The 24384-nt window shown below is 66.4% G+C and carries 28 protein-coding genes and 1 pseudogene; 16 read left to right on the top strand and 13 right to left on the bottom strand.

Annotated elements, in window-relative coordinates; genetic code table 11:
- The first annotated feature begins 5 nt into the window (after positions 1-5).
- Genes tatA through FHG54_RS17055 form a run of 5 tightly spaced genes read left to right on the top strand, consistent with a single transcriptional unit; the run spans position 6 to position 5083 of the window.
- Entirely contained in the window at positions 6-218 is a 213-nt protein-coding gene (tatA, locus tag FHG54_RS10075; RefSeq protein WP_139417153.1) for a twin-arginine translocase TatA/TatE family subunit, read from the top strand.
- A 50-nt stretch (positions 219-268) separates the two neighbouring features.
- Positions 269-1021 (top strand): twin-arginine translocase subunit TatC, encoded by a 753-nt coding sequence (gene tatC / locus FHG54_RS10080; protein ID WP_139418401.1) that lies wholly within the window; start codon positions 269-271, stop codon positions 1019-1021.
- A 34-nt stretch (positions 1022-1055) separates the two neighbouring features.
- A complete protein-coding gene (locus FHG54_RS10085; RefSeq protein WP_139417154.1) occupies positions 1056-3488 on the top strand; it encodes a DEAD/DEAH box helicase in 2433 nt (810 codons plus the stop codon).
- A 30-nt stretch (positions 3489-3518) separates the two neighbouring features.
- Positions 3519-4574 (top strand): hypothetical protein, encoded by a 1056-nt coding sequence (locus tag FHG54_RS10090; RefSeq protein WP_338025678.1) that lies wholly within the window; start codon positions 3519-3521, stop codon positions 4572-4574.
- Positions 4532-5083, top strand: a complete 552-nt coding sequence (locus FHG54_RS17055) for a nitrilase-related carbon-nitrogen hydrolase (protein ID WP_338025701.1) — start codon at positions 4532-4534, stop codon at positions 5081-5083. The genes FHG54_RS10090 and FHG54_RS17055 overlap by 43 nt, the downstream gene beginning before the upstream one ends.
- On the opposite strand, the gene FHG54_RS10095 is transcribed toward FHG54_RS17055, so the two are convergent.
- From FHG54_RS10095 to FHG54_RS10110, 4 genes are all read right to left on the bottom strand, one after another.
- The gene (locus FHG54_RS10095; protein WP_139417155.1) at positions 5080-5442 is read right to left on the bottom strand and encodes an RNA polymerase-binding protein RbpA; all 363 of its coding nucleotides are present in this window, start codon (positions 5440-5442) and stop codon (positions 5080-5082) included. The genes FHG54_RS17055 and FHG54_RS10095 overlap by 4 nt on opposite strands.
- Before the next feature lie 83 nt (positions 5443-5525).
- Positions 5526-6317 (bottom strand): glycerophosphodiester phosphodiesterase family protein, encoded by a 792-nt coding sequence (locus FHG54_RS10100; RefSeq protein WP_139417156.1) that lies wholly within the window; start codon positions 6315-6317, stop codon positions 5526-5528.
- On the bottom strand, positions 6292-7227 hold the full coding sequence (locus FHG54_RS10105) for an SPFH domain-containing protein (RefSeq protein ID WP_139417157.1): 936 nt from the start codon (positions 7225-7227) through the stop codon (positions 6292-6294). Before FHG54_RS10105 ends, FHG54_RS10100 begins: the two co-directional genes overlap by 26 nt.
- A complete protein-coding gene (locus FHG54_RS10110; protein ID WP_139417158.1) occupies positions 7227-7700 on the bottom strand; it encodes an NfeD family protein in 474 nt (157 codons plus the stop codon). Before FHG54_RS10110 ends, FHG54_RS10105 begins: the two co-directional genes overlap by 1 nt.
- 134 nt (positions 7701-7834) lie before the next feature.
- Between FHG54_RS10110 and FHG54_RS10115 the strand changes: the two genes are divergently transcribed.
- Positions 7835-8608 carry an SDR family oxidoreductase gene (locus FHG54_RS10115; protein WP_139417159.1) on the top strand — a complete coding sequence of 258 codons (774 nt, stop codon included), beginning with the start codon at positions 7835-7837 and terminating at the stop codon, positions 8606-8608.
- Positions 8609-8687: 79 nt separating this feature from the next.
- Here FHG54_RS10115 and FHG54_RS10120 read toward each other — a convergent pair whose 3' ends face one another.
- Positions 8688-9299: an HdeD family acid-resistance protein gene (locus FHG54_RS10120; protein WP_139417160.1), complete on the bottom strand. Its 612-nt coding sequence runs from the start codon at positions 9297-9299 to the stop codon at positions 8688-8690.
- Between the two features lie 192 nt (positions 9300-9491).
- On the opposite strand from FHG54_RS10120, the gene FHG54_RS10125 reads away from it, so the two are divergent.
- A complete protein-coding gene (locus FHG54_RS10125) occupies positions 9492-9902 on the top strand; it encodes a VOC family protein (RefSeq protein WP_139417161.1) in 411 nt (136 codons plus the stop codon).
- A 130-nt stretch (positions 9903-10032) separates the two neighbouring features.
- Positions 10033-10407, top strand: a complete 375-nt coding sequence (locus FHG54_RS10130) for a YciI family protein (protein ID WP_139417162.1) — start codon at positions 10033-10035, stop codon at positions 10405-10407.
- Positions 10408-10425: 18 nt separating this feature from the next.
- Here the strand turns inward: FHG54_RS10130 and FHG54_RS10135 are convergent, their stop codons facing one another.
- Entirely contained in the window at positions 10426-11388 is a 963-nt protein-coding gene (locus tag FHG54_RS10135) for an arsenic resistance protein (RefSeq protein WP_420837411.1), read from the bottom strand.
- A gap of 130 nt (positions 11389-11518) precedes the next feature.
- On the opposite strand from FHG54_RS10135, the gene FHG54_RS10140 reads away from it, so the two are divergent.
- On the top strand, positions 11519-12127 hold the full coding sequence (locus tag FHG54_RS10140) for a TetR/AcrR family transcriptional regulator (RefSeq protein ID WP_139417163.1): 609 nt from the start codon (positions 11519-11521) through the stop codon (positions 12125-12127).
- Positions 12124-12711, top strand: a complete 588-nt coding sequence (locus FHG54_RS10145; RefSeq protein WP_139417164.1) for a GNAT family N-acetyltransferase — start codon at positions 12124-12126, stop codon at positions 12709-12711. Before FHG54_RS10140 ends, FHG54_RS10145 begins: the two co-directional genes overlap by 4 nt.
- 257 nt (positions 12712-12968) lie before the next feature.
- Here FHG54_RS10145 and FHG54_RS10150 read toward each other — a convergent pair whose 3' ends face one another.
- Positions 12969-13946, bottom strand: a complete 978-nt coding sequence (locus FHG54_RS10150) for a quinone oxidoreductase family protein (RefSeq protein WP_139417165.1) — start codon at positions 13944-13946, stop codon at positions 12969-12971.
- Positions 13947-14043: 97 nt separating this feature from the next.
- On the opposite strand from FHG54_RS10150, the gene FHG54_RS10155 reads away from it, so the two are divergent.
- Positions 14044-14661 (top strand): TetR/AcrR family transcriptional regulator, encoded by a 618-nt coding sequence (locus tag FHG54_RS10155; RefSeq protein WP_139417166.1) that lies wholly within the window; start codon positions 14044-14046, stop codon positions 14659-14661.
- 591 nt (positions 14662-15252) lie between these two features.
- The gene (locus FHG54_RS10160) at positions 15253-15576 is read left to right on the top strand and encodes a hypothetical protein (RefSeq protein ID WP_233437748.1); all 324 of its coding nucleotides are present in this window, start codon (positions 15253-15255) and stop codon (positions 15574-15576) included.
- A 7-nt stretch (positions 15577-15583) separates the two neighbouring features.
- Here the strand turns inward: FHG54_RS10160 and FHG54_RS10165 are convergent, their stop codons facing one another.
- Complete coding sequence (locus FHG54_RS10165; RefSeq protein ID WP_139417167.1) at positions 15584-16126, bottom strand: dihydrofolate reductase family protein; 543 nt, start codon at positions 16124-16126, stop codon at positions 15584-15586.
- Between the two features lie 107 nt (positions 16127-16233).
- Between FHG54_RS10165 and FHG54_RS10170 the strand changes: the two genes are divergently transcribed.
- Entirely contained in the window at positions 16234-16896 is a 663-nt protein-coding gene (locus FHG54_RS10170; RefSeq protein ID WP_139417168.1) for a TetR/AcrR family transcriptional regulator, read from the top strand.
- A 101-nt stretch (positions 16897-16997) separates the two neighbouring features.
- On the opposite strand, the gene FHG54_RS10175 is transcribed toward FHG54_RS10170, so the two are convergent.
- Positions 16998-17330, bottom strand: a complete 333-nt coding sequence (locus FHG54_RS10175) for a hypothetical protein (RefSeq protein WP_139417169.1) — start codon at positions 17328-17330, stop codon at positions 16998-17000.
- Positions 17331-17426: 96 nt separating this feature from the next.
- Here FHG54_RS10175 and FHG54_RS10180 point away from each other — a divergent pair, with 96 nt between their 5' ends.
- Positions 17427-18191 carry an SDR family NAD(P)-dependent oxidoreductase gene (locus FHG54_RS10180; RefSeq protein WP_139417170.1) on the top strand — a complete coding sequence of 255 codons (765 nt, stop codon included), beginning with the start codon at positions 17427-17429 and terminating at the stop codon, positions 18189-18191.
- Between the two features lie 26 nt (positions 18192-18217).
- Here FHG54_RS10180 and dhaM read toward each other — a convergent pair whose 3' ends face one another.
- The 3 genes from dhaM to dhaK are packed head-to-tail and all read right to left on the bottom strand — an operon-like array spanning position 18218 to position 20600.
- A complete protein-coding gene (gene dhaM / locus FHG54_RS10185; RefSeq protein ID WP_233437749.1) occupies positions 18218-18925 on the bottom strand; it encodes a dihydroxyacetone kinase phosphoryl donor subunit DhaM in 708 nt (235 codons plus the stop codon).
- Position 18926: 1 nt separating this feature from the next.
- Positions 18927-19574, bottom strand: coding sequence for a dihydroxyacetone kinase subunit DhaL (gene dhaL / locus FHG54_RS10190; protein WP_139417172.1), 648 nt, complete (start codon positions 19572-19574; stop codon positions 18927-18929).
- A gap of 24 nt (positions 19575-19598) precedes the next feature.
- Positions 19599-20600, bottom strand: a complete 1002-nt coding sequence (gene dhaK / locus FHG54_RS10195; RefSeq protein WP_139417173.1) for a dihydroxyacetone kinase subunit DhaK — start codon at positions 20598-20600, stop codon at positions 19599-19601.
- A 266-nt stretch (positions 20601-20866) separates the two neighbouring features.
- Between dhaK and FHG54_RS10200 the strand changes: the two genes are divergently transcribed.
- Together FHG54_RS10200 and glpK are read left to right on the top strand one after the other, a co-directional pair.
- A complete protein-coding gene (locus FHG54_RS10200) occupies positions 20867-21595 on the top strand; it encodes an MIP/aquaporin family protein (RefSeq protein WP_232331591.1) in 729 nt (242 codons plus the stop codon).
- 94 nt (positions 21596-21689) lie between these two features.
- A pseudogene (gene glpK / locus FHG54_RS10205) lies at positions 21690-23203 on the top strand (glycerol kinase GlpK).
- Between the two features lie 79 nt (positions 23204-23282).
- On the opposite strand, the gene trpD reads toward glpK, so the two are convergent.
- Complete coding sequence (gene trpD / locus FHG54_RS10210) at positions 23283-24335, bottom strand: anthranilate phosphoribosyltransferase (RefSeq protein ID WP_139417175.1); 1053 nt, start codon at positions 24333-24335, stop codon at positions 23283-23285.
- Positions 24336-24384 lie beyond the last annotated feature (49 nt).

Below are 24384 nucleotides of genomic sequence, written 5' to 3' on the forward strand. Positions count from 1 at the left end.
TTCCCATGTGGCAAGGCTTCACTGGTTGGCACGCGCTGATCATCCTCGTGGTCATCCTGTTGCTCTTCGGAGCTCCCAAGCTTCCCGCGCTCGCTCGCAGCCTCGGACAGTCGATGAAGATCCTCAAGTCCGAAGTTCGCACCGACAAGACCGATCCCGACGCGCCGGGCGATGAGACGCCCAAGCCCGACGGACCGGATTCCGGCAAGAGCGCCTGACCAAGATGACCGCGGTGAGAGATCGCGGCGCGAAGGACCGCGAGAAGCGGATGTCGCTCGGTCAGCATCTGATCGAACTCCGCAAGCGCCTGTTCATCTCGGCGATCGCGATCGTCGTCGGCACCGGTCTCGGGTGGTGGCTGACCGACCTGTTCGTGTGGGATGCGATCCAGGAGCCTGTGCAGCGCGTCGCCGAGGCACGGGCCAACGAGACGTCGATCATCTTCCCGACGATCTCCAGTGGATTCGACCTGTACCTGCAGATCGCGTTCACCCTCGGCATCGTGCTCTCGAGCCCGGTCTGGCTCTACCAGATCTTCGCGTTCCTCGTTCCGGGTCTCAACAAGAAGGAGCGCCGGTTCACCTTCGCCTTCTTCGTGACCGCGATTCCGTTGTTCTTCGCGGGCTGCGCGGCGGGTTGGTTCGTGCTTCCGAACATCGTGAAGCTCATGACGGGGTTCGTTCCCGAAGGTTCTCTGTCGCTGCTCACGGCGAAGGAGTACATCGACTTCGTGCTGAAGCTCGTCGTCGCGATCGGCATCGCGTTCGTGGTGCCGGTCTTCATCGTGCTGCTGAATTTCGCGGGGGTGCTCAGCGCCGCGGCGATCATCAAGTCGTGGCGGGTCGCGATCCTCGTGATCGTGCTCTTCACCGCCATCGCGACCCCCTCTGCCGACGTCGTGTCGATGTTCATGCTCGCGATCCCGATGATCGGGCTGTACTTCCTCGCCTGGTTCCTGGCACACCTGCACGATCGACGAATCGAGCGGCGCAACCTGCGCGAGTTCGGGGAGCCGGTCTAGGAGTTCGTCGGCCCCTGTCTAGTCTGGAGGGGTGATGAGCCTCTCGCCGGCAGAACGTTATTCGCTTTCTCGCCGGCAACGCCGCCAGCCGCGTCTTGTCGACTTCGTTGCGGGGCAGCGATTCGACCTCGACCCGTTCCAGCTCGCCGCGTGCGGTGCGCTCGATGAGGGCCGCAGCGTGCTCGTGGCGGCCCCGACCGGTGCAGGAAAGACGGTCGTCGCCGAGTTCGCGGTGTTCCTCGCGATGCAGGAGCGCGGCGCGAAGGTGTTCTACACGACTCCGATCAAGGCGCTCTCGAACCAGAAGTACCAGGAGTTCGTCGACGCCTGGGGCGCAGACTCGGTCGGGCTGCTCACGGGTGACACGAACGTGAACTCAGGCGCGCGCATCGTCGTGATGACGACCGAGGTGCTCCGCAACATGCTGTACGCCGACTCGCCGCTCCTCGACCGGCTCGCGTACGTGGTCATGGACGAGGTGCACTACCTCGCCGATCGTTTCCGCGGGGCGGTGTGGGAAGAGGTCATCATCCACCTGCCCGAAGCGGTGCGGCTCGTCTCCCTGTCGGCCACCGTGTCGAACGCCGAGGAGTTCGGAGACTGGCTGCACGCCGTGCGCGGCGACACCGATGTCATCGTCTCCGAGGAGCGTCCGGTGCCGCTCGAGCAGCACGTCATCGTGAAGTCGAAGATGCTCGATCTCTTCGACTCCTCGGGGCAGGCCGCGACGAATCGCGTGAACCCCGAACTCAAGCAGCTCGCCCGAGCCGGCGGGCGTTCGATCTCAGGCCGCTCGACTCGCGGGCAACGAGGCGGCGACCGTGGCCGCTACCACCGCGACGCGCGCGCCGGCAGCGGCCGCGCAGACCGGCCAGAGGTCGTCGCGATGCTGCAGGGCAAGAACCTGCTGCCGGCCATCGTGTTCATCTTCTCGCGCGCCGGGTGCGACCAGGCCGTGCGTCAAGTGCTGCGCAGTGGCATCCGTCTCACCGAGTCGGCGGAGCGCGCCGAAATCCGGCAGATCGTCGAAGCGCGCGCCCGCATGCTCCGCGACGAGGACCTCGCGGTGCTCGGCTATTGGGAGTGGCTCGAGGGCCTCGAACGCGGGGTCGCCGCGCACCATGCCGGCATGCTCCCGGCGTTCAAGGAGATCGTGGAAGAGCTCTTCCAGCTGAAGCTCCTGAAGGTCGTGTTCGCGACCGAGACGCTCGCGCTCGGCGTCAACATGCCGGCGCGGTCGGTGGTGCTCGAGAAGCTCGAGAAGTTCAACGGCGAGGCGCGGGTGCCCATCACGCCGGGGGAGTACACCCAGTTGACGGGCCGGGCGGGCCGACGCGGCATCGACGTCGAGGGGCACTCGGTCATCCAGTGGGTCGACGGGCTCGATCCCGAAGCGGTCGCCGCGCTCGCCTCTCGACGCAGCTACCCGATGAACTCGAGCTTCCGGCCGACCTACAACATGGCCGTCAACCTCATCGACCAGTTCGGGCGTGAGCGCACCCGGCAGATCCTCGAGCTCTCCTTCGCACAGTTCCAGGCAGACCGCGCGGTCGTCGACCTCGCTCGCACCCTGCGCAAGCAGGAGGAGTCGATGGCGGGCTTCGAGCAGGCCATGAGCTGCCACCTCGGCGACTTCGGCGAGTACGCCGCCCTCAGGCGGCGTATCGGCGAGATCGAACGGCAGTCGTCGAAGGGCAACCCCACCCACGCGCAACGCGATCGGATGCAGCGTGAACTCGCGTCTGCCCGCAAGGCCATGCGCGCCCACCCGTGTCATGGCTGCGCCGAGCGGGAGTCGCATGCCCGTTGGGCCGAGCGCTGGTGGCGTCTCAAGCAGGAGCACGAGCAGCTCTCCCGGCAGATCCGAACCCGCACCGGCCAGGTGGCCAAGCGGTTCGACCGGGTCACCGAGGTGCTCGAGTCGCTCGGCTACCTCGAGCGCGATGCGTCCGGCGCCCTCGTGTCGACCTCGGCCGGGCGCATCCTGAAGCGCATCTACGGCGAGCGTGACCTGCTCGTGGCGGAGTGCCTGCGACGCGGTATCTGGGGCGGGCTCGACGAGGCCGGCATCGCCGCCATGGCGGCAACGCTCGTGTACGAACCCCGTCGTGACGACAGCGGCGTCGACTATCGCTTGCCGCGCGGCCGGTTCCGTGAGGCGTTCGAGCGCACGACCGACACGTGGAGTGTGCTCGACGACCTCGAACGCGACCATCGGCTGCCGGGGAGCGACGTTCCCTCGCCGGCCCTCGCCTCGGCGATGCACGCCTGGGCACGCGGCGCCGGTCTCGGCACTGTGCTCGCCGATACCGAGCTCGCCGCCGGCGACTTCGTGCGCCTCACGAAGCAGGTGGTCGACCTGCTCGACCAGGTGTCGCTCGTGGCCGATGCAGAGCTCGGCTCGACCGCGCGGGCCGCGATCGACGCCGTGCGGCGCGGGGTCGTCGCCTATGGCGCACTCGCGTGACCGGCCGTCGCGGTCGCTTAGGCTGATCTGGTGCCCGAGAAGTCCCATCGCCCCCTGCTGCCGCTCTGGGGCGGCGTGCTGGCCGCTGCAGCCGGAGGGTTCGCCTATGATCTCGGGTTTCCGGGCGCGAGCATCTGGCCGCTCGCGTTCGCCGGCATCGCCCTCGCGCTGATCAGCCTCATCGGGCGCTCGTCATGGGGTGCAGCGCTCGTCGGCCTCGTCTTCGGGCTCTCGTTCTACCTGCTGCAGGTCTCGTGGACCTCGCTCTACCTCGGCCCCGTGCCGTGGCTCGCGCTCTCCACGCTCGAATCGCTCTTCGTCGCCGGCGGCGGCGTGCTCATCGCACTCGCGTACCGGTGGCTGCCCCGTTCGAGCGATTCGCAGTGGGTCAGGCTCATCGCGCTGCCGCTGATCGTCGCTGGCCTCTGGTGCGTGCGCGAGTTCGCCACCGGCAGCATTCCCTACGGCGGGTTTCCATGGGGGAGGGCCGCGCTCAGCCAGTCCGAGAGCCCGTTCGCCCAGGTCGTGTCGTGGGCCGGTTCGACAGGTCTCAGCTTCGTGATGGTCGCGCTCGTGGCGGGCGTCATCGAGTGGGTGCGGCTCTCGGGGTGGCGGCGCCCCTTCACCGTGCTGCCGGTCACGGGCCTTCTCGTGGTCGCCATGCTCGTGCCCGCCTGGCAGACGGCGCCTGCCGGCGAGCTCCGGGTCGCGAGTGTGCAGGGCAACGGCCCGACCGGCTACTTCGACGAACGCGAGCCCGGCGACGTGCTCGCCGCGCAGCTCGCCGCGACCGAGCCCATCCTCGACGAGTCGGGCATCGACGTGCTGCTCTGGCGAGGGCGGCTCCGACATCGACCCGACGCGGAGCGAAGCGGTCGCTCGCACCTTCGATCGGCTGAGCGAGCAACTGGATGCCCCGCTCGTGCTCAACACGGTGACGACTCGAGACGACGAGTTCTTCAACACGTCCATGCTGTGGCGGGCGGGGGGAGGGCGCCGTCGACACGTACGACAAGCGACACCCGGTTCCCTTCGGCGAGTACATCCCCGACCGGGACTTCTGGTACTCGCTCGCGCCCGACCTGATCGGTCTCGTGCAGCGCGAGTACACCCCGGGAACCAATGCGCCGGTGTTCGACCTCGGAGATGCGGTCACGGGGCTCGCGATCTGCTTCGACGTGATCTATGACGATGTCATCTGGGAGGCGGCGCACGACGGCGCGCAACTCTACATGTTCCAGACGAACAACGCCGATTTCCGCGGCACCGACGAGAACCTGCAGCAGCTCGCGATCGCCCGTCTTCGTGCGATCGAGACCGGGCGATCGGTCGTGAACATCTCGACCGTCGGCACGAGTCAGGTGATCGATCCGGCGGGTCGCACGATCGACGCCCTGCCATCGGATGTACGCGGCGCGATGGTCACCGATGTCGAGCTGCGCGACGGACTGACACTGGCGGTCGTGCTGGGCCCGAGCGTGCCGTTCATCGTCGTGATCGGCTCACTGGCCGCGCTGATCTCCGCAGGCATCATCGCCCGCCGCCGATCTCGTGACCCGCGCGATGATGCCGCCGTCGAAACGGATGCGGGCTAAGCGCCGACCTTCTGGCCGCGACGGGCCCGCAGATAGCTGAGTCGCTCCTCGAGCAGCTCTTCGAGTTCGGCGCGCGTTCGGCGCTCGAGCAGCATGTCCCAGTGCGTGCGAGCGACCTTCTCGCCCGAGCGATCGATCTCGACGGGCTTCGAGTCGACGAGCAGTACCGCGGATGCGCCGCAGTGCTTGCACTCCCACGACTCGGGCAGTTCCGCCTCGGTCGAGAACGTCATCACCGTCTCGCGGCTGCAGGTCTCGCAGCGGTAGACGTACTCGGCACGCTCGGCGAAAATCACGCCATCTTCACTCTGCAGGCTCTGTGCGCCGATGCGCATGCCTCGTAGGCTCCTGTCCGCCATGGCGTACTCCTTTCGCTCGTCTCCTGTCTAAACGATCAAGCTGGGCATTCCCTTTCCGGAGCCTGAGGTTTGGCGGGGAATTCTCAGTTTCGATCGGCGACCAGGGGGAGCGCGAGGTCGGCGCGGTCGGTCACGAGGCCGTCGACGCCGAGGTCCAGCAGCCTCGTCATCTCGGCCGGGTCGTTGACGGTCCAGATGTGCACCTCGGCGCCCGCGCGATGCACCGCATCGACGAAGCGCTCGGTGACGAGGGGGAGGAGGCCGACCCGCTCCGGCACCTGCAGGGCTCGCGCTCCGCGAAGCGCGCGGCCGAGCAGGCGCGTCGAACCGGTGAGTGCGACGAGGCGAGCACGGATGACTCCGGCGCCGCCGGCCGACGTCACCGCACCGGGAACGAGTGCGGCGAGCCGCAGGCGACGGCGCTCGGAGAAGCTCGTCAGCAATACGCGCGATTGGGCTCGAACCCTGTTGATCGCCGTGACGGCCGCCTCGACCGCGCTCTCGACCTTCACGTCGATGTTGAAACGCAGCTCTGGGAACGCGTCGAGCGCCTCCTCGAGCGAACAGAAGCCCTGCACCTGACCGAGATCGATGCGCCGGAGCTCGGCCATCGTGAGCTTGGAGACCTCGACGTCACGGCCGGCGACGCGTTCGAGCGTCGGGTCGTGCGCAACGACGGCGACGCCGTCGGCGCTCAGGTGCACGTCGGTCTCGATGTACTCGCAGCCGATCGCGACCGCCTTCGCGAAGGCGAGGAGCGTGTTCTCGGGGGCGTCGAGCGCGAGGCCGCGGTGCGCGAGCACCCGCGGCCTCGTGGGCTCGAAGTAGGCGGAGATGTCGAACCCGTCGTCAGGGGCGGTTCGGCCTCGAGGCATCCGGCGCCGACAGACCAGACCCGGTCGGGAAGTTCGGAGTGAATGCACTGCCGAAGCCCTTCAGCGCCTCGGTGAGCTCGCTCGGTACGATCCAGAGCTTGTTCGCCTCGCCCTTGGCGATCTCGGGGAGCATCTGCAGGTACTGGTACCCGAGCAGGCTCGGGTCGGGGTCGCCCTTGTGGATGGCATCGAAGACCGTGAGGATCGCCTCGGCCTCACCCTGGGCACGGAGCACCGCAGCCTTCGCCTCGCCCTCGGCCTCGAGGATGGCCGCCTGGCGCGCGCCTTCGGCAGTGAGAATGGCCGACTGCTTGGTGCCCTCGGCGGTGAGGATGAGTGCGCGCCGATCACGCTCGGCGCGCATCTGCTTCTCCATCGAGTCTTGAATGGAGTGAGGCGGATCGATCGCCTTGAGCTCGACGCGTCCGACGCGGATGCCCCACTTGCCGGTCGCCTCATCGAGCACGATGCGCAGCTGCCCGTTGATGTTGTCGCGCGAGGTGAGCGCCTCTTCGAGGTTCAGGCCGCCGACGACGTTGCGGAGCGTCGTGGTGGTGAGCTGCTCGACGGCGCCCAGGTAGTTCGCGATCTCGTACGTCGCCGCTCTCGCATCGGTCACCTGGAAGTAGACGACCGTATCGATCGAGACCACGAGGTTGTCTTCGGTGATCACCGGCTGCGGGGGGAAGGAGACGACGGTCTCGCGCATGTCGACGAGGGGGCGCAACCGGTCGATGAAGGGCACGAGGATGTTCAGTCCGGGGCTGAGGGTCTTGTGATACCGGCCGAGTCGCTCGACCACGCCCGAGTACGCCTGCGGGATGATTCGGATCGACTTCGCCAAGACGACGATGACGAAGATGACGATCGCGACGACGACGATCGTCGTGATGATTCCGGAAACGTCCATCAAGCTCCAGTGCTCCTCTCAACCGGGACGACGACGGCCGTCGCCCCGTCGATACCGGTGACGAGCACACGCTCGCCGACCGCGACATCCGCCTGCTCGGTGATGGGCGACAACCGTGCCGTCCATACGTCACCGTTCTGCAGTCGGACCTGACCGCCCGCAGGGGTCACGGTGCGCACGACCTGGCCGTCGGCGCCGATGAGTGCGTCGATATTGCTTCGCGTCGGATCACCGCCGCGACGCAGCATCCGCAGCAGCGACGGTCTGAGCGTCAGGATCAGTGTGACCGCGACGAGCGCGGCGACGATGAACTGCGCCCACCATGGAATGCCGAAGAGGCCCGAGAGGAGACCAGCCACGCTGCCGAGCGCGAGCATGAGAAACGTCATCTCGAGCGTGAAGACCTCGATGGTCGCGAACGCCAGTATCAACACGAGCCACACGATCCACGCGTACTGGGTCAGTACATCCAATTCGTTCTCCTTCGCACGGCCTGTACTGAAACTATCAGGGCGCATAGTCCAGCGGATGACCCGTTCGGACTTGATAGTCTCGGTTCGCCTGTTGTGTGCGGGCCGCCGACCGTCAAGTTTCGAGGAGTTCCACTGTGACCAACCCGCTCGCCTCCGGATCGCTCGAGGGCCGCGTCGCCCTCGTCACCGGCTCCTCACGTGGAATCGGCGCCGACACGGCTCGCCTTCTCGCGCGCGCCGGGGCATCCGTCGTCATCAACTACCGCAGCAAGGCGCCCCGCGCCGAGAAGGTGGTGGGCGAGATCATGGCCGACGGCGGCACTGCCATCGCGGTCGGAGCAGACCTCACCGACGCGGCATCCGTCGCCGCGATGTTCGAGCGCACCGCCGCCGAACTGGGTCCCATCGACATCCTCGTGCTCAACGCCTCCGGTGGCATGGAGACCGGCATGGGCGACGACTATGCGATGCGCCTGAACCGCGACGCACAGGTCAATGTCGTCGACGGCGCCCTGCCGCATCTCGCCCCGGGCGCCCGCATCGTGTTCGTCACGAGTCACCAGGCGCACTTCATCCGCACGGTGCCGACGATGCCCGAGTACGAGGCCGTCGCCCTCTCGAAGCGAGCCGGCGAAGACGCGCTCCGCGCGAAGCTCCCCGAACTCGAGGCAGCCGGGTTCGAGTTCGTCGTGGTCTCGGGCGACATGATCGAGGGCACCATCACCGCCACCCTGCTCGAGCGCGCGAACCCCGGGGCGATCGAGGCCCGCAAGCACGATGCCGGGCGGTTGTTCAACGTCGCGGAGTTCGCAGCCGAGGTCGCCTCGGCCGCGGTCGACGCGGTGCCGGCCGAGAACACCCGCTACGTCGGCGACACTTCGGGCTTCGATCGTGGAGAGAAGGCCTGAGGCACTGCGCCGACTCGTTCCCAGATGACGGAAGGCCGGCCGAAGCGAGAGCTTCGGCCGGCCTTCCGCGTTCGTTCGGCTAGGCGGCCGCGTGGGTGACGCCGCGTCCGAAGGTGAACGCGCGCACGATCTGCACGATGCCGAGCACGACCAGGCTGATGCCCGCGAACCAGAATAGGAATACCGCGCCCCAGAGCGGCGAGAACAGCAGCACGATTCCGGCGACGAGGCTCAGGATGCCGAAGAAGATCGCCCACCCCTTGGAGCCGGCGTCACTCGACTGGGCGAGTGCGACGATGCCCTCGACGATCCAGAGGATGCCGACGAGGATGCCGAGGAAGATGCCGAGGAAGACGGCGGACTCATTCGGGTTGGAGAGCACGATGACGCCGCCGACCACGAACAGCAGCCCGAGGATGATGTCGAGCGTGCGGGCGCCGCCTGAGATGCCCTTCGAGAAGATGCCGAGGCCGAGGTAGGCGATTCCGGCGATCAGGAAGTAGAGGCCGAACAGCCACGCGATCGCGATCGCGGACTTCTCGGGCGCGAACGTGATGAACAGGCCGATGATGAGCGCGACGGCCCCGCTGATGCCGAGCGTCGCACGAACGGTGTTGATCGCCGATTTCGTCAGCGACGAGGCGTCGAGCGTGAATGACGCGAAGACCCCGGTGGGCTGCGACGTGGTCATGATGAGTCCCTTCCGGCGGCAGGCACCGCGCAACGTCAGGGTAGGGCCGGTGCGCACCTGAGTGTTGGATGTGAAACGGCGAGTCGCGGCATGGCGCGACGCGAGTGTATGGATGAGCTGAGCCCGTTTCCGTCGCCCGGGCTGCGCAGGAATCGAGAAGCGGGGGAGCGCGCGGGCGACTAGCGTTCCGTCATGGACATCACGATTCACTCCAGCTTCCTGCCGCACACCGACCCCGATGCATCCGTCGCGTTCTACCGGGACGCCCTCGGCTTCGAGGTCAGAGACGATGTCGAGTACGAGGGCATGCGCTGGGTGACCGTCGGTCCTGCCGGCCAACCCGGTATCTCCATCGTGCTGGAACCGCCGGCAGCCGACCCCGGCATCACCGACGACGAGCGCGACCTCATCGTCGAGATGATGGCGAAGGGCACATATGCAGGCATCCTCCTCGCCACCCCTGACCTCGACGTCGCGTTCGCGGAGCTTCAGTCGGCGGGTGCCGAGATCGTCCAGGAGCCGATCGATCAGGGCTATGGGGTCCGCGACTGCGCGGTGCGCGACCCGGCGGGAAACATGATCCGCATTCAGGAGGTGCGCTGAATGCTGCCGCCGCCGAGATCGATCGTGCGGTCGGTCCTGACTCCGCACGTCAGTGTGTCGATCTCGGCGCTCGCCGTTCGACGCAACAGTGAAGGGGCGCATACGGCGCCCGCTGAGGAGAGGATTCACGATGCAGTACTTTCTGACCGTTCCGCACGACTCGGCTGAAGAACCCACCATGGAGTCGATGCAGGAGATCGACCCGGCAGAGCTCGAGGCTGTGCTGAAGGCCGTCGATGCGTTCAACACCGCGCTGAAAGACGCCGGCGCGTTCCGATTCGCGGCCGGCCTGCAGCCGCCGTCGACGGCGAAGACGGTGGATGCCAGCGGGGGAGACGTTCTCGTTCTCGACGAACCGTTCGTCGAAGCGGCATCCTACGTCGGCGGATTCTGGGTGATCGAGGCCGCCGATGAAGCGGAAGCGCTGCGTTGGACGACGATGGCAGCGCAGGCGCTCGGGGGCCGGATCGAGGTTCGAGCGCTTCAGGAGGCGCCGAGCGAGTGAGTTCGCCCCGCCGGCGTGTCAACGGTCGGGTGCGACCTTCGGCACGAGCCGCACGAACACGACCATGCCCAGCAACTCGACGAGCGTCTGCGTCACGACCGCGAGCGGGGCGATGGAGAGGTCGGCGGGGAGGGCGAGCGCGAGGGGGAGCACGACGAGTGAGTTTCGTGTGGCTCCGCTGAAGATCACGGCGCGGGATTCAGGTGCGTCGAGCCGGCCGAGACGGCTCGCGGCGAGACCGGCGACGAGCATGACCATGAGGAATACGACGTAGAGCGGGATGACGCGCAGAAGCGTGAGCACCTCGCCGCCGACCGCGGCGATCTGGGACCCGATCACAACGGCGAGGGTCAGCATCATGAGCGGCACCGTCGCGCCGGCCATCGCTTGCTCGATCGCTCGCCCGACCTGCTGGCGGCGCGCAACGGACTGGACCGCCGCGGCCGCGATCAGCGGGAGGACGATGATGACGACGAACGCCTCGATGAACGGCCCGATCTCGATGTGCTCGACGGCGTCACCGCCGGCGAACAACCAGAGGTACGCGGGAAGGAGGAGGATCTGCAGCAGCATCAATAGCGGCGTCGCCCCGAGCAGGCGGGCTTTCGCACCGCCGGCGAGCCCTGTGAACACGACCACGTAGTCCACGCACGGAGTGAGCAGCACGAGGAGCACGCCGATCAGCAGGCCGCGGTCATCGGCCACGAATCGGGAGAGTACCCAGACCAGGAGCGGCACGAAGGCGAAGTTCACGAGGAGCACGACGCGGAGGAAGCGAACGTCCGTGAGCGATCGACCGATCTCGACGAGAGGCACGCCGAGGAACGTGGCGAACAACAGGAGTGCGAGCACCGGGTTGGTCGCAGCTGTGAGTGTCGGTGCCGTTCCGGGGGCGAGCACGCCGACGAGTCCGCCGATGATCATCGCCGCGAGGTACAACGCGATCTGATGCGTGTTCCACCAGACCACGAATCGCTGCACGAGTTCAGCCTAGGGAAACGCCGGGTCGGCACGGCCGGGCGGGGTTGCCGCACGACGTATTCGATCGGCGCCCGAGAACTGCCGCATCGTGATATCGTTCGATGAACATCGGTTCATTGAAAGGATGCGAATGCCACGCACAGCCGAGCAGAACGAGGTGCTGAGGAACGAGACTCGTCAGGCGGTCGAGACGGCGGCCGTGCGCGTCTTCGCGCGGCACGGGTTCGCGGCGTCGAGCATCCGGCAGATCGCTGACGAGGCGGGGCTCAGCATTGGATCGATCTATCGGCACTACGCGAGCAAGGAAGAGCTGTTCGACGAGCTGCTCGAGCAGGCATCGGCGGGCCTTGAAGCCGCAGCGGCTCAGCTGGCGAGCGGGGGAGATCCGCGCGACCTGATCCGTGGATTCACCCGGGCGTACGTATCCGATCTCACCAGACCGAATGGCGCAGGCGAGTTCTTCATGGTGATCAACCAGGGTTTCACGACCGATACGCCCGTCGGAACTGCCATCCGGCTCGCCGCGACGCAACAGACGCTCTGGCGGACGTTCGCTGCACTCGTTCACCGCGGTCAGCTCGACGGGCAGTTCGCCGAAGGCGACCCGGCACAGATGACCGGATATTACTTCGCCATGCTCTCCGGATTGACGACACTGCGTCTTGCCCTGCGCGACGAACTCGCCGAACCCGACATCGACCTCATATTGCGAACACTCACCGGAGGAATCAAGGGATGATCGAGACCACACGCGCCGTCGAACTCGGTGAGGAATACCGGTACAGGGTCACCGAAGTGCTCGTGCGTGGCTTCGCCGAGGACTTCGAGTACTTCTCCAAAGACCCGAAGGTGCTTGCGGACGCATTCGAACACATGATCCTTCTCGATCGCTTCCACGTTGCGCTGGTCGACGGAGAACCCGCTGCCGTTGCGGTCGTCACCGAGGGAGCGCAGGAGTGCTTCGCGCCCGACCGACGCCAACTGCAGCGAGTGCTCGGGAGGATGCACGGCGCCATCACCGATCGCATCATCCGAAGCCAGTTCATGGGCGCCGACGACGGGGCTCGTGAGGGCCTCGCGGAGATCGGATTCGTGACGACAGCACCGCTCCATCAGGGCAAGGGAGTGGCGACCGCTCTCATGCGTGACATCCTGGAGCTCCCGTATGACGAGTTCGTGCTTCGCGACATCAAGAACACGAACGTCGCCGCGCTGGGGCTCTATGCCAAACTCGGATTCATCGAGACTCGGCGGCGCCCGGTCAGGTTCGCGAAGCGTGCTGGCTTCTCCACCTATGTGTCGATGGGGCTCAGTCGGACATGAGCAACGCGTCTGCATGAGTAACGCGTCTGGTATTCGAGCCACGTGTCGATGTCGTCGCCGAATCCGCAGAGCGCCGATAATGCACATTATGTCGGACAGGGCTGATGAAAGGAAGATCGAGCAGTCTCACCCGCTCCCCGCGGCATCGATTAGACGGCGAGTCGCCACCCACGCACTAGCGTGGCATCAATCGACGTTCCGACGCACGGATAGAGCGCCCTTCAGGTGGCTCTGGGGCTGTCGGCAGGTACGGAGCCTCAGTGTTCCAGAACGATCTTTCCTGTGGTGCTGCGCGACTCGAGGGCGCGAAACGCTTCCGCGACCTCCCCGATGCGGTAGCGAGCGCCGATCGAAACACTGATCGCCCCCGAAACAGCCCACTCGAAGATGTCATAGGCCCGGCGCTGCAGCTCCTCGGCGGTGCGAATGTGATGCATCACGGTGGGCCTGGTAAGGAAGAGGGATCCACCCGTATTGAGCGTATTCACGTCGAACGGCGGCACTGGGCCGCTCGCATTGCCGATCAACACGAGGGTGCCGCGGACCCGAAGGGCTCGCAAACTGTCGGCGAATGTGTCAGCGCCCACACCGTCGTACACGACCGAGGCGCCAATGCCACCGGTGACCTCTCGCGTCCACTCGGCGAAGTCGTCGTAGCCGAAAACGTGATCTGCGCCGTTCCTTCGCGCGATCTCGGCCTTCTCCAGTGTCGACGTCGTGCCGATCACCGTCGCGCCCTTGAGCTTCGCGATCTGGGTGAGCAACTGCCCGACGCCGCCGGCCGCGGCGTGCACAAGCACCACGTCTCCTGCCTTGATTGGGAAGGTATCCGTGGTCAGGTAGTGCGCGGTGACGCCTTGCATGAGCAGTGACACGGCGGCATCGTCATCGATGCGCTCCGGGATCGCAACCAGCTTTGCAACGTCGACCACTGCGTAGTCGGAAAAGCTGCCCTGTCCTCCGGCCAGCCAGCCCACTCGCTGGCCGATGCTGAAACCGTCGACGCCCGCGCCAAGTGCTGAAACGACGCCCACCCCCTCCACGCCTGCCGGGAACGGCGCCTCGACCGGGGTGGCACCAATGCGCTGAGCGACATCGAGGAAGTTCACCCCCGAAACGCTGAGCTTCACGAGGGTCTGGCCTTTATCGGGAACCGGAATGTCAACCTGTTCGGCCGAGTACATTTCGGGGCCTCCGAACTCTGGCACAACCACTGTCGTGATCTGCTCCTTCATGTGCACGTCCCCTCTTGGTGATCGCTGGTGCGCGATTCGGGCGGCTCGCCCTCGCATTGACTATACAGGGCTGTTTACCTCGTGCTAGAGATGTTTCATGACCCGCGCGCATGACTCCCTCGGACAGCTCACCCCAGCGGCTGAGAAGATCCTGGCGACGGCATCTGGTCTCTTCTACGCGTATGGGCTGCACGCTGTCGGTGTAGATCGGATCGCCGAGGAATCCGGGGTGACGAAGAAGACTCTGTATGAGCGCTTCGGGTCAAAGGAGGGACTGGTGCTCGCCTACCTGCGGCGGCGTGAGGATCAGTGGCGAAACGCCCTGGAGCAGCACCTCCTGCAGCACCCCGAGCCCGACGTGGAGCGCGTGCTTGCCGTGTTCGATGCGGCAGACCTCTGGTATTCCGGGCGATCGACCAAGGGGTGCAGCGCGGTCAATGCTCGAGCCGAAGCAAGCCCAGAACCAGAGGATCAGTCGATCCCGCGAGAGGTCACCGAGCAGAAGACATGGATGCTCGACAGGTTCCGCGAGCTATGTGCGGAGGCCGGGTACGTCGATCCGGATTCGTTGTCACGATCGCTGTTGCTACTGCTGGAAGGTGCCCTCGTCACGCTCGGGACCCGATCATTCCCCGAGCCGATGCGGGTCGCCAGGGACACCGCGCACCTGTACCTGCTCCATTGCCAGCCACCCTCGAGCGGCCACTCGGCCTAGAGTCGAAGCATGCGCGCGATCGGCTCCCTCTCCGGCGTTTCGCAGATGCAGGCACGCGACTCTCATTCCGTGACCAGGCGGGCCGTCATCGAGTTCCTTGCCCGAACAGCCGATACAGCTGGCCCGACATGGAACAGCCAGCCAGCTGCACGCCCCTGCAATCCAAGCTGACTACCGCCAAGACGAATATGACTCGTCACCGGTAGAGCTGATGAAAGGAAGATCGAGCAGTCTCACCCGCTCCCCGCGGCATCGATTAGACGGCGAGTCGCCACCCACGCACTAGCGTGGCATCAATCGACGTTCCGACGCACGGATAGAGCGCCCTTCAGGTGGCTCTGGGGCTGTCGGCAGGTACGGAGCCTCAGTGTTCCAGAACGATCCTTCCTGTGGTGCTGCGCGACTCGAGGGTGCGAAACGCTTCCGCGACCTCCCCGATGCGGTAGCGAGCGCCGATCGGCCGGTTGCACGCCCTGCAATCCAAGCTGAATACCGCCAGCACGAATATGACTCGTCACCGGTAGAGCGCGCACGGGCCTCGCCCGCCTTGCAGAATCCGCCCGGTGCGGGCCCTGTTTGTAGGCTGTGGGCGTGCAAGCCTTCGAAACTGTTCATGCTGAACCCCGCGATTCTGTCGAATCTCCCGGATTCCGGGTGAACTTCTGGCAGCGCCCGTCACCCGAAACCGCGTGGAGTCTGGACGCATACTTTCTCTCAGGCGCCCAGGACGTAGATGAGGTGCTCCGCTGGGTAGACGAGCATGCACAGGGGCGTCGATTCGAGGTATTCGCAGAAATGGAGGTGGAACAGGTGAAGGCATTCGCAGAACCGCGGACGACTCCCCTGCTCCGTCTGCTCGGAGAAGATCCGAATGCCGGCGAATCTGCAGAGATCGGCCGGTTCGTAGAGGTCTAGTTGGCCATCAGGAAAGGACGCGGTAGCGAAGGTGGGTCTCGCTGGCGAACGCAGTCGTTTCCAAGCGTTCCAGATCAATACGTTGCCCGAGTCCTTCGAACAATGAGATCCCATCTCCGAGCAGAATCGGGACGATGTCCAGGTGAATCTCGTCGACGATTCCGAGCTGCAGGCACTGCCTCGAGATGCTGCCGCCCAGCAGACTGACCCACTTCTCCCCCGCTGCCTGCCTGGCGGTTTCGACCGCCATCCGGATGTCGTCGACCACGAAGGTGTAGGTGACGCCGTCTCGTTCTATCGGCTCATGATCAGTGTGCGTCATCAGGTACACCGGAACGTCGAGCATCCCGCCATAGGGAATCTCGCCATCTTCGATCGTTTGCGTCGAGTTCGCCCCGCCCACCACCGCGCCGATCTCGGCCAAGACCCTCTTCACGACGTCTTCGTCCTCCTGAACGGTTGCGACGTCGAACATCCAGTCGACCCCGCCCTCCCGATCGGCCATGAATCCGTCGAGCGTCACTGTCGCGTGAATGAATACCGTTGCCATCGGGTCGTCTCCCTTGATTGAGGTGAGTCGACCGGCTCACCTCAAGTAAACATACCGATCGACCGGTCATGAGTCAAGTGACTCACCTCAATGTCATACTGGGAATCATGCCACGCGAACTCTCTGCGTACCATCGGCAGGTCGCTGCCGCGAACCGTTCGGCGATCCTCGAGGCGGCGACAACGCTGTTCCTCGAATCCGGCTACGATCGGACCTCCCTGGCGCGTGTCGCCGAAAATGCGGGGGTCTCGAAGGCGACGCTGTTCAAGCAGTTTCCGACGAAGGCCGAACTGTTCGAATCAACGGTGCTTTCGGCAGGTGACGCGCCGAACAGCGAGTTCGCGGTCCCGCCGCCCGGAGACTTCCACGCTGGGCTGGTCGCCTTGGGCATCGCGTACGCGGAACTCCTGACTCGCCCTCGCATGGCTGACCTGATCCGGGCGGTGATCGCCGAATCCCCGAAGTTCCCCGAACTGCGCGAGCGGACCTTCGATTTCGGCACACTGCCGGTGCTCGCGGCGCTCGGTCGCTATTTCCGCGCGGAGAACGCTGCCGGAACCGCCGAGGTCGATGACCCGGACGTGGCGGCGGCACAGTTCCTCGGCATGATCGCGACCGTCGTCTTCTGGCCTCGACTCGTACACGGCAACTGGTCGCTCAGCGAAGACGAGACCCGCCGAGTGGTCGAAGACGCAGCCAGGACGATCGTCGCACGCTACGGCGCGATCGCGATCAGCGCGACGAAGCCGCCGCCCGGCGGTCGTGCATGACGAGCGCAAGGAGCGTGAAGGCGAGCGAGACCAGCACAGGCACAAGACCCGGCGCACGACGAACCCCCAGCGCCGCGAGCCGATCTTTCGTCGCCCCTCGCTCAGTCGTTCGCGTGGCGTTCGGTGTACTTCTCGAGGCGGCGGCCCGTTGCCGGCATCCCGAGTTCGTTGTACGGTCCGGTGACCTCGTGCTCTGGCAGCCGTTCGTCGGTGGGGCACACGAGCACCGTGTTCGCCGTCGAATGATCGATGAAGTGCTCGAACATCGGATGCCCGCAGATCGGGCACGCCTTGCCATCGGTCGGTTCGGGGGCCGCCTCGTCCACGGGGCCGGGCGGGCTGCCGAACACGGGCCCCAACGCCCGGTCGACCCGGTCGAAGAAATGGGTGAATGCGTTGCCGTCGTCTCGGCTCGCTTCGTCACGTGCCATCATGCGCCCGATGGTACGCCCGCGGAACGCTCCCCCGCCACTGTTCGTTCGCGGGTCGAGTCCTCAGCACGCCGGCGCCACCGTGCATAGGCTGAACGTATGACGGATGCCTCATCGACACGCCAGGTCACGATCATCACGGGCGCGAGCCGCGGAATCGGCGCGGCGATCGCCGAGCGTCTTGCTGCCGACGGACACGACCTCCTGCTGACGTACCGAGAGCGGCGCGACGAAGCCGATGCGGTCGCACGTCGGTGCGCAGCATCCGGAGCCCGGGTGTTGCTGCTGCAACTCGACCTCGCCGACCTCGAGGCGACGGCCGCGTTGGTCCCCGCTGCGATCGCCGAGTTCGGCCGCGTCACCGGCCTCGTGAACAACGCCGGCATCACGGGGCGAATCGGAGGCTTCCTCGACGCCGCCATCGAAGAGAGCGAGGAGTTGTTCCGGGTCAACGCGCTCGCCCCCATCGTGCTGACGCGCATGGCGATCGCGCACATGGCGACCGATCGCGGCGGCGAAGGAGGATGCGTCGTGAACATCTCCTCGGGTGCCGCCCGCAGCGGCGCCCCGAACACGTACATCCCCTACGCCATGAGCAAGGCGGCGCTCAACGCGCTCACGACGGGCACGTCGAAGGAGTTCGGCCCGGTCGGTGTGCGCGTCAACACGGTCTCCCCCGGCACCACGCACACCGAGATCCACGCAGCAGCGGGTCGACCCGACGCTCCCGCGGAACGCAGCCCGAACATCCCGATGCGTCGCGCCGGGCAGCCGCACGAGATCGCCGGTGCGGTCGCCTACCTCTTCTCAGCGGATGCCGCGTACACCTCGGGTGCCGACATCCGCGTCGCCGGGGGCAACTGACCGGCGCCGGTGATCCCGAGCAGCGCTCAGGCCTCCCCGAAGCCGGACTCGGCAAGCGCGGCCAGCGCATCGACGGCCGGCATGCCGCCGGGGTCCTCGCTCGCGATGTCCACTTGGGCGCCCTTGGTGAGGCCGAGCGACATGATGCCCAACAGGCTCTTGGCATCGGTGCCGTTCACGGTCACCTTCTGCGTGAACGTGCTCGCGAGCTTGACGAGTTCGGCTGCCGGTCGCGCGTGCAGGCCGTCGGAGTTCACGAGGCGGACGCTTCGCACATAGCCGGATGCTGCACGGCCGGCGGCATCTGACGTGCCTGCGCTCGCGCCCAGGCCCGCATCTGCGGGCGCCCGCGCCGATTCGGCGGCCGCAACCACCACGTCGAGCGGATCTCCCGCTTCTGCGGCGACCGCTGCTGCCACTCCGCCCTCGACAAGCGGTGCATCGACGATGCGTACGCGCTCGCGCACGTCATCGTCGAGGAACTCGAGGGCGGTCTCGGCCGTGAGGATCGCCGATCCGAGATCGCATAGTACGACGACGCCCGCGCCCGAGTCGGCTTCGGCGATGCCGGCGGTCACGAGGTCGAAGCTCGTGCCGATGCGGCCGTCGTCGGTGCCGCCGGCCGCAACGAGGCTGGCCGTCGTGGCCATCTGGCGTGCGAGTTCGACGAGCCCGGCGGCGATACCAGCCGAGTGGGAGACGAAGACGATTCCGATCTTTCCGGACGTTCCCACGTCAGGCCCCCGCTGCTGCTGCCGCCGCATCTGCGGCCGCTCTCAGCAGCAACGCACTCGATTCCGCCCCCGGATCGCGATGCCCCGCCGACCGCTCCCCGAGGTAGCTCGCCCGCCCCTTGCGCGCGACGAGCGGCTCGGTTGCCACCGCGCCGGCCTCCGCGGCGTCGGCGGCGGCCGCGAGCACACCGGCCGCGTCGGTTCCGGATTCGGCTGCAGCGTCGGCGGCATCGACGGCCGGCGTCCAGGCGTCGACCATCGTCTTGTCGCCGGCCTCGGCCTTGCCGCGGGCAACCACACCGTCGCGCGCTGCGGTGAGCATCGCGGCGATGGCCGGCCCGTCGAGCGAGACGGCGCTGCCCACCGCCGTGGCGGCCTTGAGGTAGGCGGTGCCGTACAGCGGTCCGGCCGCGCCGCCGACCGTCGAGATGAGCGTCGTTGCGACGAGCTTCAGCACATCACCGGGCGTCGAACCGGCGGCGAGGTCGTCGAGCTTCGGCAGCACCGCCTGAAAGCCCCGATCCATGTTCTCGCCGTGGTCGCCGTCGCCGATCTCCCGATCGAGCGTGATCAACTCGACGCGGTGCTCCGAGACGACCTGTGCGGTCCGCCTGACCCAGTCCACAGCCCAGGTGATGTCCAATCCCACCGAGATTCCCCCTTCGATCTTCCTCTACCTACCCCACCGCAGTGCAGCCGTCTGCACCGGGGCATCCCACAATTCGACCATCTCGTCATCGAGCTTCAGCAACGTGATCGACATGCCCTGCATCTCGAGCGCGGTGATGTAGTTGCCCACGAGCGAGCGGGTGATCTCGATACCGCGCTCTTCGAGCACCTCTGCGGCACGACGATACGCGATGTAGAGCTCGACCTGCGGCGTGCCGCCCATGCCGTTCACGAAGAGCAGCGTGCGCTCTCCGCGCTCGTACGGCAGATCCTCGAGGATCGGCGCGAGCAACCGATCGACGAGGCTGTCGGCCGACTCGAGTTTGACGCGCTCGCGCCCGGGTTCGCCGTGGATGCCGATGCCGATCTCGATCTCGTCTTCAGCGAGCGTGAAGCTCGGCTCGCCGGCGTGCGGAACGATGCAGGGCGTGAGGGCGAGACCCATCGAGCGGGCGTTCGCGTTCACGCGCTCGGCGACGGCGGCGACCTCGTCGAGCGAACCCCCTCGCTCGGCCGCCGCGCCTGCGATCTTCTCCACGAGCACGGTGCCTGCGACGCCGCGCCGGCCTGCTGTGTAGAGCGAGTCCTTGACCGCGACATCGTCGTTCGTGACGACGGCGCGCACTTCGATGTCGTCGGCGGCCGCGAGATCTGCCGCGGTCTCGAAGTTCAGCACGTCGCCCGTGTAGTTCTTCACGATGTGGAGCACGCCTGCTCCGCCGTCGACCGCCTTCGTGGCTGCGAGGATCGGATCTGGAGTCGGCGAGGTGAACACCGCTCCCGGAACTGCGGCATCGAGCATGCCGAAGCCGACATAGCCTGCGTGCAAAGGTTCGTGCCCGCTGCCGCCGCCGCTCACGATGCCGACCTTGCCGGCGATCGGTGCGTCGGCTCGCACGACATGGATCGGATCGAACTCGACGCGCACGAGATCGGCGTGGGCGAGGCCGAACCCGGCGACCGACTCGTCGACCACCCGCTTGGAATCGTTGATGATCTTCTTCACGACATGCCTTCCCCTCAGCTGCCGAACGCCGTACGGCCGTGCATCGACGCAGACGCAGCACTCCCCCGCCAACTTAGCCCGGAGGCGCCGTCGACCGTAAGGGGCCACCAACAAATCCACGCGCGCTCTATCCGCGTCGCGTCCCGTCTGAGTATCGTGGGCAGTGTTCCGCCCCTGGGCGAGGCCCAACGGGCTAGCGAAAAGGATGGATGGTCAAGGTGGACAATCTCGGAGTGTTGTTCCTGAGCGAGCTCGTCGGCACGGCGATGCTCGTGCTCCTCGGCTGTGGCGTGGTCGCGAACGTGGCTCTCGCCAAGACGAAGGGTTTCAATGGCGGATTCCTGATGGTGACGATCGGGTGGGGCCTTGCGGTCTTCGCCGGTGTGATCGTCTCGTATGCGTCGGGTGCGCACATCAATCCGGCGGTCACGCTCGGTCTGGTCGCCAACGGTGCGACCGAGTTCGGCAATACTGCCGCCGGGGTCACCGTGCCGGTCGATTTCGTGTCGGTGAGTGCCTACATCGGTGCGCAGTTGATCGGTGCGATCCTCGGTGCGGTGTTCGTGTGGCTCGCGTACAAGCAGCACTTCGATGAGGAGCCGCAGGCTGCCTCGAAGCTCGGTGTCTTCTCGACGGGTCCTGGGATCCGTGCCTACGGGTGGAACCTCGTGACCGAGATCATCGGCACCTTCGTGCTCGTGTTCGTCGTCATCGGGTTCGGGGGCGGCCGGCAGGGCGATGGCGGTCTCGCCGCGCTCGGCGCACTGCCCGTGGCCCTCCTCGTGATCGGTATCGGCGTCTCCCTCGGTGGCCCGACGGGGTATGCGATCAACCCGGCGCGTGACCTCGGGCCGCGTATCGCCCACGCCGTGCTGCCGATCAAGGGCAAGGGCGGCAGCGACTGGTCGTACTCGTGGGTGCCGGTGTTCGGTCCGATCATCGGCGGCCTGATCGCGGGATGGTTGGCCATCCCGTTGCTGCCCATCATCACCTGATCGCTTCGCGGGGTCGGCCCGTACCGGCCGGCCCCGCGTGTCATTCGCTGAACGTGTGCCGGTCTCGGCCGGCCGAGCAGATTGAGAGAACGCAATGCCCGATTTCATCCTCGCTATCGATCAGGGCACGACGTCGTCGCGTGCGATCGTCTTCGATAAGGCCGGGTCGATTGTCTCGACCGGGCAGTTGGAGCATGAGCAGATCTTTCCCAAGGCGGGTTGGGTCGAGCATGATCCGGTCGAGATCTGGCGCAATACGCGTGAGGTGATCGGTCAGGCTCTTGGGAAGGCTGATATCACTCGGCACGATATCGCTGCGGTGGGTATCACGAATCAGCGTGAGACGGCGGTCGTGTGGGAGAGGAACACGGGTCGGCCGGTGTACAACGCGATCGTGTGGCAGGACACCCGTACTCAGCCGATCGTGGATCGGCTCGCGGCCGATGGTGGGGTGGAACGCTTCAAGGCCACGGTGGGTCTGCCGTTGGCGACGTATTTCTCGGCACGAAGATCGTGTGGATCCTGGAGAACGTGCCGGGTGCGCGTGAGCAGGCCGAGGCCGGTGACCTGCTCTTCGGCACGACGGACACGTGGGTGTTGTGGAACCTGACCGGCGGGGTCGATGGCGGGGTGCACGCGACGGATGTGACCAACGCGAGCCGCACCATGTTCATGGATCTCGAGACCCTCGCCTGGGACGAGGACATCCTCGCCGCGTTCGGGGTGCCGCGTTCGATGCTGCCCGAGATCAAGTCCTCGTCCGAGGTCTATGGCACGGTGGAGTCCTCGAGCCTGCTGCGAGAGGTCCCGGTCGCGGGGATCCTCGGTGACCAGCAGGCCGCCACGTTCGGTCAGGCCGCGTTCGATACCGGTGAGTCGAAGAACACGTACGGCACGGGCAACTTCTTGATCTTCAACACCGGTGAGGAGATCGTCCACTCCAAGAACGGTCTGCTCACGACCCTCGGTTACCAGCTCGGCGATGCCGCCCCGCACTACGCGTTGGAAGGCTCGATCGCGGTCACGGGGTCCCTGATCCAGTGGTTGCGTGACAACCTCGGCCTGATCTCGGACGCACCAGCGGTCGAAGAACTCGCCAAGACGGTCGATGACAACGGCGGCGCGTACTTCGTGCCCGCGTTCTCGGGACTGTTCGCCCCGTACTGGCGGCCCGATGCCCGCGGCGCGCTCGTCGGCCTGACCCGGTACGTGAACAAGGGCCACATCGCCCGTGCCGCGCTCGAGGCCACCGCGTTCCAGACCCGCGAGGTCCTCGACGCGGTCAACGCCGACTCCGGGGTCGAGCTCACCGAACTCAAGGTCGATGGCGGCATGATCGCCAACAACACGCTCATGCAGTTCCAAGCCGACATCCTCGGCGTACCCGTCGTGCGGCCCGTCGTGGCCGAGACCACCGCGCTCGGCGCCGCGTACGCCGCCGGCCTCGCGGTCGGCTTCTGGTCCAGCCTCGACGAACTCCGCGCGAACTGGCAGGAAGACTCCCGCTGGGAACCCACCATGGACCAGGCCGAACGCGACCGCCAGATCCGACTCTGGAAGAAAGCCGTCACCAAAACCTTCGACTGGATCGACGACGACGTCAACTGACCTTCAGAGTCTCGACCGAGCCTGTCGGAGGATTCCCTCCGACAGGCTCAGCCGTGCAGCGGACCGACCAGGGAGGCCGTCAGGCCTTCGTCGCCGTGATCCACTGATCGAGTTTGCGGGCCGCAGCGCCGCTGTCGATGGCGGCCTCGGCGATGGTGATCTTCTCGGCGAACCTGTCGACGATCGCGCGCTGCAACTGACTCGCGTCATTCGCAAGTTCGAACGAGACGAGCCCGGCGGCGGCATTCAGCACGACGATGTCGCGAACGGGCCCCGGGGCGCCTGCGAGCACGTCATGCACGACACGCGCGTTGTGACTCGCGTCGCCACCCGAGAGCTGATCGATGCTCGCTCGGGCGATACCGAGATCGCGCGGATCGAGGTCGTGTTCCTTGACGGTGCCGAGCGATACCTCCCACATGTGGCTGTGACCCGTCGTGGTGAGTTCGTCGAGGCCGTCGTCGCCACGGAAGACGAGCGCGGTCGCCCCGCGGGTCTGGAAGACGCCGACGATGAGCGGCACGCGGTCGAGGTGCGCCACCCCGACGGCAGACGCCTCAGGCCTGGCCGGGTTCACGAGCGGCCCCAGGAAGTTGAAGACGGTCGGCACTCCCAGTTCGGCGCGCACGCGGCCGGCATGCCGGAATCCGGGATGGAACGCCGGGGCGTAGGCGAAGGTGATGCCGGCTTCGGCGAGCACGCCGGCCACCCGATCGGCCGGCAGCTCGAGGTCGAGGCCGAGTGCTGCGAGCACGTCCGACGAACCCGACGACGAGCTCGCGGCGCGATTGCCGTGCTTGATCACCGGCACTCCGGATGCCGCTGCGACGATCGATGCCATCGTCGAGACGTTCACCGTGCCGAAACGATCGCCGCCCGTACCGACGATGTCGAGCGCCATCGGGTCGACCGGGAGCGCCACCGCGTGGTCGAGGATGGCGTCGCGGAAGCCGACGATCTCGTCGACGGTCTCCCCCTTCACCCGCAGCGCGATGAGGAATCCGGCCAGCTGCGCCTCACTGATCGCACCCGTCATGACCTGTTCCATGCACCACGCGGCATCCGAAACACTGAGATCGGACCCTTCGAGAAGGGAATTCAAGATGTCTGGCCAATTCTGTCCTGCGGGCATGCGTCGATCCTATCTGCGGGATTCACGGCGAATTCGCGGTCTTCGTACA

Source organism: Agromyces laixinhei (genome assembly GCF_006337065.1).
GTDB classification, from domain to species: domain Bacteria; phylum Actinomycetota; class Actinomycetes; order Actinomycetales; family Microbacteriaceae; genus Agromyces; species Agromyces laixinhei.